Consider the following 12,651-nt stretch of genomic DNA (forward strand, 5'->3'; position numbering starts at 1 on the left):
CCCGACGGCTCAGGAACTGCAGGACAGCATCGAGCAGCCGGCGCGCTCGCGCGCCCAGTCCGGCCGGCGCGCGGCATGGGCTTGCGCGCCGGGCTGTTCCTCGTAGGGCCGGCGCAGCACTTCCATCAGCATCCTGGTCGGCGCCAGATCGCCCTGCTCCGCCGCGTCGATGGCCTGCTGGGCCAGCCAGTTGCGCGGCACGTAGAGCGGATTGGCGGCGTGCATGCGCGCCACGCGTTCGGCAACTGGGCGGTTTTCCATACGCAGGCGAGCGGCGTGCGTGCCGAGCCAAGCAAGCAACTCCTCGCCGTACTCGGCCCGCCGCTGCGGGGAATAGAAAGCCTCTTCCAGCGGGGCCAGCGAGGGCGTGCCGATATCCACGTCCGCCAGGTAGCGGAAAAACAAGGTCATGTCGATTTCCGCGCGCGTCATCAGCCGGTGCAGCGCGTCGAGACGGTCGGCATCGTCGTCGTTCAGGGCCTCGGCCAGCCCCAGCTTGTCGGCCTGCATGCGCCGGCTGGCGGCCTCGTAGCTCGCCACATAATGCTCCAGCCCGGCATGCAGCGGCTTCACATCGCCGAACAGCGGATACAGCGCATTGGCCAGTTGCAGCAGATTCCAGTGCGCCACGCGCGGCTGGTGGCCGAAGCGGTAGCGCCGCCCGCCGGCATCGGTGGTGTTGGGCGTCCAGCCCGGATCGAAGTTGTCGATCCAGCCATACGGGCCGTAATCGATGGTCAGGCCCAGGATGGACATGTTGTCGGTGTTCATCACCCCATGCACGAAGCCCACGCGCATCCAGTGCGCCACCATGCGCGCGGTGCGCTCGCAGACCTCCAGGAACCACGCTGCGCGGCGCTCCGCCGGGCTGCCGTCGATCCACGGAAAATCGCGCGCGATGACGAAGTCGGCCAGCCGTTCGAGCACCTCCAGTTCGCCGCGCGCGGTGAAGATCTCGAAGTTGCCGAAGCGCACGAAGGATGGCGCCAGCCGGCACACCACCGCGCCCGGTTCCGGGCGCGGATGACCGTCGTAGAACATGTCGCGCACTACCTCCTCGCCGGTGCCCACCAGGCACAGGGCCCGCGTGGTGGGCACGCCGAGATGGTGCATGGCCTCGCTGCACAGGAATTCGCGCAACGAGGAACGCAGCACCGCGCGGCCATCGGCATGGCGCGCGTAGGGCGTGGGGCCGGCGCCCTTCAGTTGCAGCTCCTGGCGGCCGTGGCGGGCGGTGAGCACCTCGCCCAGGCTGATCGCCCGGCCGTCGCCCAACTGCCCTGCCCACTGGCCGAACTGGTGGCCGCCGTAGCACGCGGCGTAGGGCTGCATGCCGGGCAGCAGGCGGTTGCCGGCGAACACCTCGGCGAAGGCCGGCGAGTGCCCCCCGACCTCGTCGAAGCCGAGCATGTCCGCCACTTCGCGCGACCAGGCGAGCAATTCCGGCGCGGCCACCGGCGTGGGCAATACGCGCGAGTAGCACGCGCCGGATACCTGGCGCACGCCCGGCGCCGCGCTGGGGTCGGCGGGCAGTTCGCGCACGAAACGGTTGTCGAAGACGAGATGGTCCATCGGGGTCGGAGGCAGGATCGTTATGGTTGATGTGATTGAGAGTGGCGCCCCCGCGCGCCGGTTCTCCGCTCAACGGCTGGGCGGTGGCGGGAGACGCTCCAGGAAGGCCACCGCGTCGGCCTCCACGCGGCTGCGGCGCATCGGCGGCAGGCTGCGCCACACCACCTTGCCGTAGGGCTTGTCGATCATGCGCGGGTCGCAGATGCACAGCACGCCCAGATCCCGCTCGCTGCGGATGAGCCGCCCGGCGCCCTGCTTCATGTTGATCACTGTACGCGGCAATTGATAGTGCATGAACGGGCTGTGGCCGCTCTTCTGCAGGTGCTCGATGCGCGCAGCGAGCACCGGATCGTCCGGCGGCGCGAACGGCAGCTTGTCGATGATCACCAGCGACAGTGCGTCGCCCGGCACATCCACGCCTTCCCAGAAGCTCTGGCTGGCCACCAGCACGGCGTTGCCGAGGCGGCGGAAACGGTCCAGCAATTCACTGCGCGAGCCTTCGCCCTGCAGCAGCACCGGCAAGTCTTCGTTGGCATCTTCCAGGCCGGCGACGATCAGTTCGTGGATGCGCCGCATCGCGCGCAGCGAAGTGCACAGCACGAAGGTGCGCCCGCGCGCCGCGCGGATCAACGGCAAGGCGCGCCGGGCCACGGCCTCGGCATAGGTCGGCGCGTTGGGGTCGGGCATGCCTTCGGGGGCGTAGAGCAAGGCCTGCTCGGCGTAATCGAAGGGGCTGCCCCACACGGCGGTGAGCGGCGGTGGTTCCAGCCAGGCCAGGCCGAGCTCGCGGCAGTAGTGGCCGAAATCCTGCCCCACCGCGAGCGTGGCGGAGGTGAAGATCCACGCGCGCGGATGCCCTTCCAGTTGGCGGCGGAACACGTTGGCGACGTGCAGCGGCGTGGCGTTGAGTGCGATGGACTGGGCGAACACTTCCACCCAGCGGATCACCTCGGTTTCTTCCGGGGAGCGCCAGCGCTGCAGGCATTCGCCCGCTTCCTGGGTGCGCCGCAGGCAGGCGGCGAGCCCCTCGGAACGTTCGGCCTGCAAGGCCAGGATGGTTTCCAGCCGTGCGAACTCCTCGGCCAGCGCTTCCACCCGGGCGCCAAACTCCGGTTTGCCCTCGGCCTGCGCGGCGGCCATGCGCGCGCTTTCGGCGCCGAACACCAGGCGCAGATCGCGCGCGGCCTTTTCCAGTGACCGGCTGGCATCGATGAGATCACGGCAGTCGGGGGCCCCGGCGATGGTTTCCGAGCGCGTGTCGCGCGCCAGGTCGAGCACCTGCCCGGTGGACAGGCTTTCGCCGAAGAACAGGCTGGCGGTTTCCGGCAGTTGGTGGGCCTCGTCGAAGATCACCGCGTTGCAGGCCGGCAGCAGCTCCCCGGCGCCTTCGTCGCGCAGCACCAGATCAGCGAAGAACAGATGGTGGTTGACCACCACCACGTCCGCCTCCATGGCCGTGCGGCGGGCGGCGAGTACGAAGCATTCCTTGACGTCCGGGCATTCCTGCCCCAGGCAGTTGTCGCGCGTGGAGGTGGCCGCCATCCAGGCCGGCGAATCCTCGCGCACATCGGTGCATTCGGCCTTGTCGCCGGTCTGCGTGACGCGCGCGAAGCGCGCGATGGCGCGCAGGTCGGCGGCGTCCTGCGGACTCTGGAAGCGGCCATCCTGGGCGTTGCGCGCCAGATGATAGGGGCACACGTAGTTGGCCCGCCCCTTCAGCAGGGCGATGCTCACCGGCACCTTGAGGGCGGCGCGCACCACCGGCAGGTCGCGGTTGAAGAGCTGATCCTGCAGGGTCTTGGTGCCGGTGGAGACAATCACCTTGCCGCCGGACAGCAGCGCGGGCACCAGATAGGCGAAGGTCTTGCCCGTGCCGGTGCCGGCTTCGGCGACCAGCACGCGGTTTTCGCGCAGCGCTTCGTCGATCCGTTGCGCCATCTCGATCTGCTGCGCGCGCGCGCTGAAAGACGGGATGGCGCTCGCCAGCGGGCCATCCGGCGAGAAAGCCTGGTCGACAGCACTCATATGGCATGAATCAGGATTACGGCGGAGCCGCAATCCTACCATCGCGGAGCCCTGTTCCGCGCCCCGTGCCGGGATCGATCCGCAGCGGCCCGGCAACACGCATGGAATTAAAGTATCCGCTAATACGCCGATATAATGAACATGCACCCGCCCCGTTACGCATGGCCGGCAGAACGGCAAGGACGGCGGGCAATCCGACGGCCCCTCCAGAAGAAGAAATCATGCAGACAAAACAATCATCCGTCCGTGCCCAGTTGCTCTTTCTCGCCGCCGTCACCTGCGGCCTGTTCATTGCGGCCCTTGCCGGCTCACTGTGGCAGATGCGCGGCAGCCAGGACAAGCTGCTCGATTTCGTCGATGTGGAACTGGCCGTGGAGCGCGACCTCACCACGCTCTACTCCCAAGCACTGCAGAAAGGCCAGGCGGTACGCAACATCCTGCTGGACCCGAGCAACCAGCGCGCCTACAGCAATTTCGACAATGCCCGCAAGCGCTTCGAAGAAGCCCTCGCCCGGCTCGGGCAGCGGCCGGAGATTCTCCAGGGTGGCAGCGCGGCGCTGGCCGACGTGGAGGAAATCTACCGCCGCTGGGGGCCCCTGCAGGACAACGTGATCGCACGGGTACGCGCCGGCGACCTGGACGGCGCGAAGGACATCCTGGTGCGCAGCGAAACCCCCGCATGGCGCGAGATGCGCACCATCCTGCTGGAGCAGATATCCCATCTGGAAAATCTCTCCGGCGAGGTCAAGGGCGAGGCGCTGCGCGGGCTCGAACGCGCCAACCTGATTGCGCTGGCGCTGGCGCTGGTCGCGCTGGGCGCCTGCATCGGCGTCTTGCTGTACGTCATGCGCGGCCTGTTCCGCCAGCTCGGCGGCGAGCCCGCCTATGCCGTCGAGGTGGCGCAGCGCATCGCCGCCGGGCGCCTGGACGAGGATGTACGGGTACAGGCGACGGACCGCGACAGTCTGCTGTCCACGATGAACACCATGCAGAGCGGACTGATCGCGACCATCGGGGAAATCCGCCGGCTCGCCGGCCAGGTGGCTTCATCCATGTCCACCCTGTGCGCCAACGAGGAACACATCGCCGATGCATCGCTGCAGCAGAGCGAGGCCGGCAACGCCATCGCCGCGGCGGTGGAAGAAATGACCGTGAGCATCTCACAGGTCTCCGAACATGCCGACGATGCCAACCGGCTCAGCGAGGAAGCCGCCGGGCAGCTCCAGCACAGCATGCGGGTGATCCACGAGGCTGCCGACACCATCGGCAAGATCGCCGCGCGCATGTCCGCCTCGACCCAGGTCATGACCGATCTGGGCGCCAGTGCGGAAGGCATCTCCGACATCGTCAAGGTCATCCAGGAGGTCGCCGAGCAGACCAACCTGCTGGCCCTGAATGCGGCCATCGAGGCGGCGCGCGCCGGCGACCACGGACGCGGCTTCGCGGTGGTTGCCGACGAAGTGCGCAAACTGGCCGAACGCACGGCGCAATCCACCCATGAGATCACCCGTATGATCCAGCGCGTGCAGGCCAGCACCACCGAGGCCATACACAGCATGGAAGAAGGCCGCGAACTCGCCGACCAGGGCGCACGCAGTGCCGAAGAGGCCCGCGATGCCGTCCTCGCCCTGGAGAACGGCTCCGCTCAGGTACGTGCGGCGGTCGCATCGATCGATGGCGCGCTGCGCGAACAGCGCTCCGCGAGCAACGAGATCGCGCAAAGCATCGAACACATCGCACAGATGAGTGAACAGAACCACACCGCCACGCGCGATTCACTCGCCCGCGCGGATGAACTGAGGGGCCTCGCCCAATCGTTGGAGGCCAGCGTGGGGCGTTTCCACCTGAAATCGTGACCGGCGCCGAGCATCCCTGATACACCATGCGGCGCCCCAGGCCGGGCGGGGATCGGTATACTGGCCCGGTCAGTTTGCTCAAAGGAGCCCCGAGATGGACGTCTCCAGCATCGCCAGCCTGTCCACCGATCTCGCCCAGGCGCGCGTCGGCGACGCCGTGGGCCTGACCGTGCTCAAGAAAGCACTGGATATCCAGGAACAGCACGCCCTGCAATTGATCGCGGCCCTGCCGCAGGTCCCCTCCAACCCGCCGCATCTTGGCCAGAACATCGACGTACGCGCCTGACTTTCCGGCCGGACCTGCAAATGAAAACGCCGCATTTCTCTGCGGCGTTTTCGTTTTTCCAGCCAGCCAGTCGCGGAACAGCTCAGGCCATCCGGTGCGCCTCGGCCAGATAGTCGCGCGTGCGCATCTCGATCAGACGGCTGACCGTGCGGGTGAATTCATGGGCATTGTGCCCTTCGGTGTAGAGCTCATGGGCCTCCACCGCCGCGCTCATCACCAGCTTGACCCGGTGGTCGTACAGTACGTCGATCAACCAGGTGAAACGGCGCGCTTCCGAAGCGTGGCGAGCGTCCATCTTCGGCACATCCGAAAGCAGCAGCGTATGGTGCTCGCGGGCGATCTCCAGATAGTCGTTCTGCGAGCGCGGACCGCCGCACAGCGTGGCGAAGTCGAACCAGATCACCCCCGGCGCCCGGCGCAGCACCGGCAGGCTGCGCTCCAGCACCTCCAGTTCGCCGGCTTCGCCCTCCACGCCGGCCAGACGGCGGAAATCCTGCGCCATGCGCTGCTCGGCGGCCGCATCGTGCGGCACCAGATAGATTTCCATTTTCTCCAGCGTACGCAGACGGTAGTCGGTGCCGTGGTCGACTTCCAGCACGTCGAAGCGGCGCTTGAGCATCTCGATGGTGGGCAGGAAGTTGATGCGCATCAGCCCGTTCGGATACAGGCCGTCCGGCGGATAGTTGGAGGTCATCACGAAGATCACCCCGCGAGCGAGCAGCGCATCGAGGAGCCGCCCGAGAATCATCGCGTCGGCGATGTCCGAGACGTGGAACTCGTCGAAACACAGCAGACGGGTCTGCCGGGCGATGCGGTCGGCCACCTTCTGCAGCGGATCGGGCTCGTGATTGAGCTGGCGCAGATCGTTCTGCACTTCCTGCATGAAGGCATGAAAGTGCACGCGCCGCTTGCGCTGGTAGGGGACCGAGTCGAAGAAGCAGTCCATCAGGAAGCTCTTGCCGCGCCCCACTCCGCCCCAGAAATACACGCTGCGCGGCATGCGCGGACGGGCGAACACCTTGCGCAGGGCCGTCCGGCGGGCCGCCTTGAAGGCGACAAGCTCGGTATACAGCTGCTGCAGGCGTTGTGCCGCGGCGCGTTGCGCCGGGTCGGATTTGTAGCCGCGCGCCTTGAGCTGGGATTCGTAGGCATTCAGCATGCCGTTTTCGGCAACATCGAGAATACGGTGGGGCATGGTGGCGAAAACCTGGCGAAGATGAAAAAGGGAGAAGCTCCCGGGCCGAACCGCGCCCGAAGCTTCTCCCCTGTGCTGCCGTAGCGCGTATCAGGCGTGCAGCGGACGCTTGTCCACCGCCAGCGCGGCTTCGTGCAGCACTTCCGACAGCGTCGGGTGGGCGTGGCAGATGCGCGCCAGGTCTTCCGAGGCCGCGGAGAACTCGATGGCTACCACGCCTTCGGCGATCAGGTCCGAGGCGCCCGCGCCGATGATGTGCACGCCCAGCACGCGGTCGGTGGCCGCGTCGGCGAGGATCTTCACGAAGCCGTCGGTCGCCGCCATGCCCATCGCCCGGCCGTTGAAGGCGAACGGGATCTTGCCCGCCTTGTAGGCCACGCCGGCCGCCTTGAGCTCCTGCTCGGTCTTGCCGACCCAGGCGATCTCGGGGCTGGTGTAGAGGACGTAGGGGATGGCGTCGAAGTTGATGTGGCCGGCCTGCCCGGCGATGGTCTCGGCCACCGCCACGGCTTCTTCCATGGCCTTGTGCGCCAGCATCGGGCCGCGCACCACGTCGCCCACCGCCCATACGCCGGGCAGGTTGGTACGACCGTGGCCGTCGACTTCGATCTGCCCGCGCTCGTTGAGCTTCAGGCCCACCGCCTCGGCGTTCAGGCCGTCGGTGTTGGGCACGCGGCCTACCGAGACGATCAGGCGGTCGGCGTCCAGCTTCTGCGCCGCGCCGTCCTTGTCGGTGTAGGCGATGCTCACGCCCTTCTTGCCGGTCTTCACTTCGCCGATCTTCACACCCAGGCTGATCTTCAGGCCCTGCTTGGTGAGCAGCTTGAGCGCTTCCTTGGCGACGTCCTGATCGGCTGCGGCGAGGAACTCCGGCAGGCCTTCCAGCACGGTCACCTCGGCGCCCAGGCGGCGCCACACCGAGCCGAGTTCGAGGCCGATCACGCCGGCACCGATGACCGCAAGCTTCTTCGGTACGGTGTCGAAATCGAGCGCGCCGACGTTGTCGCAGATCACCTTGTTATCCACCGGAATCCCCGGCAGATGGCGAGCCTTGGAACCGGTGGAAACGATGACCTGCTTGGCCAGCACGGTCTCCTCGCCCACCTTCAGTTCCCAGCCGTCCGGCGCCTGCTTGACGAAGGAGCCGTGGCCGTTGATCAGGGTGACCTTGTTCTTCTTGAACAGCCCCTTGATGCCGCCGGTGAGCTGGTCGACGATGCCGTTCTTGCGCGCCAGCATCTTGCCGACCTCGATCTTCGGCGTGCCCACGCTGATGCCTTGCTCGGCGAAGGCGTGGCCGGCCTCCTCGAACAGGTGCGAGGTGTGCAGCAGCGCCTTCGAGGGGATGCAGCCGACGTTCAGGCAGGTGCCGCCCAGACGCGGTTCGCCCTTGGGATCGGCGTAGGGATTGGATTCGCAGCAGGCGACCTTGAAGCCGAGCTGGGCCGCGCGGATGGCGGCGGCGTAGCCGCCGGGGCCCCCGCCGATGACGAGGACGTCGAATTGCTTGGACATTGGGTTCTCTCCCTTTGAGGATGCGCGCGGGGCGCGCGGCGCGCGCCCCGTCCGGCGTGGGTTACACGTCGAGGATCAGGCGGGCCGGATCTTCCAGCGCTTCCTTCATGGTCACCAGGCCGAGCACCGCTTCGCGGCCGTCGATGATGCGGTGGTCGTAGGACATCGCCAGGTAGTTGATCGGGCGGATGACGATCTGGCCGTTCTCCACCACCGGGCGGTCCTTGGTGGCGTGGATGCCGAGGATGGCCGACTGCGGCGGGTTGATGATCGGGGTGGACATCATGGAGCCGAACACGCCGCCGTTGGAGATCGAGAAGGTGCCGCCGGAGAGCTCTTCCAGCGACAGCTTGCCGTCCTTGGCCTTCTGGCCGAACTCGGCGATCTTCAGCTCGATCTCGGCGATCGACAGGGATTCGGCGCTGCGCAGGATGGGCACCACCAGGCCGCGCGGCGAACCCACCGCGATACCGATGTCGATGTAGCCGTGGTAGACGATGTCGTTGCCGTCGACCGAGGCGTTGAGGATGGGGAACTTCTTCAGCGCGGCCACGGCGGCCTTGACGAAAAAGCCCATGAAGCCCAGGCGTACGCCGTGGGCCTTCTCGAACTTCTCGCCGTACTGCTTGCGCAGGGCCATCACCGGCGCCATGTTCACCTCGTTGAAGGTGGTCAGGATGGCGTTCTCGTTCTTCGACTGCAGCAGGCGCTCGGCAATGCGCGCGCGCAGACGGGTCATCGGCACGCGCTCTTCCGGACGGTCGCCGGTCAGCGTGACGGCGGCCGGCGCGGCGGCGGGCCGGGACTGGGCGGCCACGGCGTCTTCCTTGGTGACCCGGCCGCCACGGCCGGAACCCGCTACGTCGGCGGCGGCAATGCCCTTTTCTTCCAGGATCTTGCGCGCGGCCGGGCTGGCGGCGCCCGCCGGCGCGGCGGCTGCGGCAGCCGGGGCGGCCGGCGGCGGGGTCACCGCCTGTACCGGCGCGGCCGGCTTGGCACCGGCGGCGGCCTTGGCTTCGGTGTCGATCTGCGCGATCAGATCGCCGGAGGCAACGGTTTCCCCATCGCCCTTGATGATCTTGACCAGCACGCCGTCGGCCGGCGCGGGGGTTTCGAGCACGACCTTGTCGGTCTCGATGTCGATCAGGTTCTCGTCACGAGAAACGGCCTCGCCCTCCTTCTTGTGCCACGACACCAGCGTGGCTTCGGAAACGGACTCGGACAGCTGCGGTACCTTGACTTCGATCAGCATGATGGAATTCTCTCCCGGTGTGCGTCGTTATTGATTGGGGGTCTGCGGCGTGGTGTCCTTGATCGGACCGAAAGCGTGCTCGATGACGGACTTCTGCTGCGCGTTGTGCTTGGCGTAGTAGCCCACCGCCGGCGAGGCGGCCGCCGGGCGGCTGACCAGCAGCAGCTTGCGCTTGCCGAGCACGTTGACCAGATGCTGGCGCGAGGCGAGCCAGTACCAGGCACCCTGGTTGCGCGGCTCTTCCTGAACCCACACCACTTCCTTGGCGTTGGGGAACTCGCTGATCGCCTTGGCGAATTCCTCGGCCGGGAAGGGATAGAGCTGTTCGATGCGCACCAGGGCGGTGTCCTTGATGCCCTGCTCGCGGCGGTGCGCCAGCAGTTCGTAGTAGATCTTGCCCTGGCACAGCACGATGCGCTTGACCTTCTTGGGATCGAGCGCCTCGGTTTCGCCGATCACCGTACGGAAGCGGCCCTGGGCCAGTTCGTCGATGGAAGACACCGCTTCCTTGTGGCGCAGCAGCGACTTCGGCGTGATGATCACCAGCGGCTTGCGCACCGGGCGGATCATCTGGCGGCGCAGCAGGTGGAAGATCTGGCTGGGCGTGGTGGGCACGCAGATCTGCCAGTTATTTTCCGCCGCGTTGTTCATCAGGCGCTCCAGACGCGCGGAGGAGTGCTCCGGCCCCTGCCCTTCGTAGCCGTGCGGCAGCATCAGCGTGAGGCCGGTCAAGCGGCCCCACTTGGCCTCGCCGGAGCTGATGAACTGGTCGAGCACGACCTGGGCGCCGTTCACGAAGTCGCCGAACTGTGCTTCCCAGATCACCAGCTCATTGGGCTCGGCGGTGGAATAACCATACTCGAAGGCCAGCACGGCTTCTTCGGAAAGCACCGAGTCGAAGCACTGGAACGCTGCCTGGCCATCCTGGATGTGATCCAGCGGACGGTAGCTGCCCTCGGCCCAATTCTCGCGCTTCTGGTCGTGCAGCACGGCATGGCGGTGGAAGAAGGTGCCGCGGCCGACGTCCTCGCCGGAGATGCGCACCGGATAACCCTGCGCCAGCAGGCTGGCGTAGGCCAGATTCTCGCCCATGCCCCAGTCCAGCGGCAGTTCGCCCTTGCCCATGGCGGCGCGGTCTTCGATGATCTTCTTGACCCGCGAGTGCAGCGTGAAGCCTTCCGGCAGCGTGGTCAGACGCTCGGACAGGCGGCGGATCTCCTGCACCGGAATGGCGGTATCGGCCTCGTCGGTATAGGGCTGCTTGTGGAACGGCGACCAATCCACCGAGAACTGGCGGCTGTGCCCGGACAGCACCGGGTTGTACAGCAGTTCGCCCTTGTCCAGATGCTCGCGGTACTCCTTGATCATCTGCTCGGGTTCATCGGCGGCCAGCGTGCCCTCGGCGACCAGGCGATCGGCGTACAGCTTGCGGGTGCCCGGATGTTGATTGACCTTGCGGTACATCAGCGGCTGGGTGACCATCGGCTCGTCCTGCTCGTTGTGGCCGAGCTTGCGGAAGCAGACGATATCGACCACCACGTCCTTCTTGAATTCCTGGCGGAATTCCACGGCCAGCGCGGTGACGAAGGCCACCGCTTCCGGATCGTCGCCATTGACGTGGAAGATCGGCGCCTCGACCATCTTGAAGATCTCGGTGCAGTACAGCCCGGAGCGGTAGTCGCGCGGATCGGAGGTGGTGAAGCCGATCTGGTTGTTGATGACGATGTGCACCGTGCCGCCGGTGCCGTAGCCGCGCGTCTGGGAGAAGTTGAGCATCTCCTGGTTCACGCCCTGGCCGGCCACCGCGGAGTCGCCGTGGATCAGCACCGGCACGACCTGGATCTTCTCGGTGTCCTTGCGGCGCACCTGGCGAGCATATACCGAGCCTTCGACCACCGGGTTGATGATTTCCAGGTGGGAGGGGTTGAACGCCAGGGTGAGGTGCACCGGGCCACCCGGGCTCATCACGTCGGACGAGAAGCCCATGTGGTACTTCACATCGCCGGCGGAGAGATCGCCGCCGGCCTTGCCCTCGAACTCGGCGAACAGCATCTTGGGCGACTTGCCCAGGGTGTTGACCAGCACGTTGAGGCGGCCGCGGTGGGCCATGCCGATGACGATTTCCTGCGCGCCCAGGCCGCCGGCCACGCGGATCACCTCGTCCATCGCCACGATGGTCGATTCGCCGCCTTCCAGCGAGAAGCGCTTCTGGCCGACGTAGCGGGTATGCAGATACTTCTCCAGGGTTTCCGCGGCGGTGGTGCGCTCGAGGATGCGGCGCTTGGTTTCCACCGAGAAACGCGGCGTGGCGCGAATGCTTTCCAGGCGGCTCTGGATCCAGCGCTTCTGCTGGATGTCGGAGATGTACATGTACTCCGAGCCGACCGAACCGCAGTAGGTCTGGCGCAGCGCTTCGAGGATCTCGCGCAGGGTGGCGTGATCGGTGGAGAAGCCGTGGAAGGAGCCGACGTTGAACTGCTGGTTCAGATCGGCTTCGGTGAAGCCGTAGTAGGACGGCTCCAGTTCGGCGATCTGCGGACGTTCGGTGCGCTTGAGCGGATCCAGGTTGGCCCAGCGGTTGCCCAGGAAGCGGTAGGCATTGATCAGTTGCAGCGTGCTGACCTGGCGCTTCTCGCCACCATCGGCGGAAACCACGGTGCGCACCGGGCCGCGCTTGGCCATCTGCTCGAAGGCGGCGATGACCGGGCCATGCGCCACGTCGCGCACGGCGGCGCCGGCCTGGGCCTGCAGCTGGTCGAAATAGGTCCGCCAGTTTTCCGGCACCGAGGCCGGATCGGCGAGGTAATTCTCGTAGAGCTCTTCGATGAACGGTGCGTTGGCGCCGAACAGATGCGAAGTGGAAAGATGCTGCTTCATCATGATGAAAGCCACCTGTATGTCTTGTGTTCCGTCCAGAGGAATCGTTGCGCCTCAGAGCGCGACAATGCCC

8 protein-coding genes are annotated in these 12,651 nt (G+C 66.7%); 2 read left to right on the top strand and 6 right to left on the bottom strand.

Annotation, left to right across the window (positions count from 1 at the left end; genetic code table 11):
- Positions 1-9 precede the first annotated feature (9 nt).
- Positions 10-1,572: a protein adenylyltransferase SelO gene (locus E6C76_RS06260; protein ID WP_136347382.1), complete on the bottom strand. Its 1,563-nt coding sequence runs from the start codon at positions 1,570-1,572 to the stop codon at positions 10-12.
- 69 nt (positions 1,573-1,641) lie between these two features.
- Entirely contained in the window at positions 1,642-3,597 is a 1,956-nt protein-coding gene (locus E6C76_RS06265; RefSeq protein WP_136347383.1) for an ATP-dependent DNA helicase, read from the bottom strand.
- A 221-nt stretch (positions 3,598-3,818) separates the two neighbouring features.
- Between E6C76_RS06265 and E6C76_RS06270 the strand changes: the two genes are divergently transcribed.
- Positions 3,819-5,453, top strand: a complete 1,635-nt coding sequence (locus tag E6C76_RS06270; protein ID WP_168734257.1) for a methyl-accepting chemotaxis protein — start codon at positions 3,819-3,821, stop codon at positions 5,451-5,453.
- Between the two features lie 94 nt (positions 5,454-5,547).
- On the top strand, positions 5,548-5,739 hold the full coding sequence (locus tag E6C76_RS06275) for a YjfB family protein (RefSeq protein ID WP_136347384.1): 192 nt from the start codon (positions 5,548-5,550) through the stop codon (positions 5,737-5,739).
- Positions 5,740-5,821: 82 nt separating this feature from the next.
- Here E6C76_RS06275 and zapE read toward each other — a convergent pair whose 3' ends face one another.
- The 4 genes from zapE to E6C76_RS06295 all read right to left on the bottom strand — a co-directional run bounded on the left by zapE (position 5,822) and on the right by E6C76_RS06295 (position 12,581).
- Complete coding sequence (gene zapE, locus E6C76_RS06280; protein WP_136347385.1) at positions 5,822-6,934, bottom strand: cell division protein ZapE; 1,113 nt, start codon at positions 6,932-6,934, stop codon at positions 5,822-5,824.
- A gap of 90 nt (positions 6,935-7,024) precedes the next feature.
- On the bottom strand, positions 7,025-8,449 hold the full coding sequence (gene lpdA / locus E6C76_RS06285; protein ID WP_136347386.1) for a dihydrolipoyl dehydrogenase: 1,425 nt from the start codon (positions 8,447-8,449) through the stop codon (positions 7,025-7,027).
- Positions 8,450-8,510: 61 nt separating this feature from the next.
- A complete protein-coding gene (gene odhB / locus E6C76_RS06290; protein WP_136347387.1) occupies positions 8,511-9,701 on the bottom strand; it encodes a 2-oxoglutarate dehydrogenase complex dihydrolipoyllysine-residue succinyltransferase in 1,191 nt (396 codons plus the stop codon).
- A gap of 27 nt (positions 9,702-9,728) precedes the next feature.
- Positions 9,729-12,581 carry a 2-oxoglutarate dehydrogenase E1 component gene (locus E6C76_RS06295; protein ID WP_136347388.1) on the bottom strand — a complete coding sequence of 951 codons (2,853 nt, stop codon included), beginning with the start codon at positions 12,579-12,581 and terminating at the stop codon, positions 9,729-9,731.
- Positions 12,582-12,651: the final 70 nt, after the last annotated feature.

This window comes from Pseudothauera nasutitermitis (genome assembly GCF_004801295.1).
Taxonomy (GTDB): Bacteria; Pseudomonadota; Gammaproteobacteria; order Burkholderiales; family Rhodocyclaceae; genus Pseudothauera; species Pseudothauera nasutitermitis.

Excerpts from the sequence above, each read along its gene's own strand:
- E6C76_RS06260 (WP_136347382.1), bottom strand. The coding sequence starts at position 1,572 with ATGGACCATCTCGTCTTCGACAACCGTTTCGTGCGCGAACTGCCCGCC.
- E6C76_RS06265 (WP_136347383.1), bottom strand. The coding sequence starts at position 3,597 with ATGAGTGCTGTCGACCAGGCTTTCTCGCCGGATGGCCCGCTGGCGAGC.
- E6C76_RS06270 (WP_168734257.1), top strand. The coding sequence starts at position 3,819 with ATGCAGACAAAACAATCATCCGTCCGTGCCCAGTTGCTCTTTCTCGCC.
- E6C76_RS06275 (WP_136347384.1), top strand. The coding sequence starts at position 5,548 with ATGGACGTCTCCAGCATCGCCAGCCTGTCCACCGATCTCGCCCAGGCG.
- zapE (WP_136347385.1), bottom strand. The coding sequence starts at position 6,934 with ATGCCCCACCGTATTCTCGATGTTGCCGAAAACGGCATGCTGAATGCC.
- lpdA (WP_136347386.1), bottom strand. The coding sequence starts at position 8,449 with ATGTCCAAGCAATTCGACGTCCTCGTCATCGGCGGGGGCCCCGGCGGC.
- odhB (WP_136347387.1), bottom strand. The coding sequence starts at position 9,701 with ATGCTGATCGAAGTCAAGGTACCGCAGCTGTCCGAGTCCGTTTCCGAA.
- E6C76_RS06295 (WP_136347388.1), bottom strand. The coding sequence starts at position 12,581 with ATGATGAAGCAGCATCTTTCCACTTCGCATCTGTTCGGCGCCAACGCA.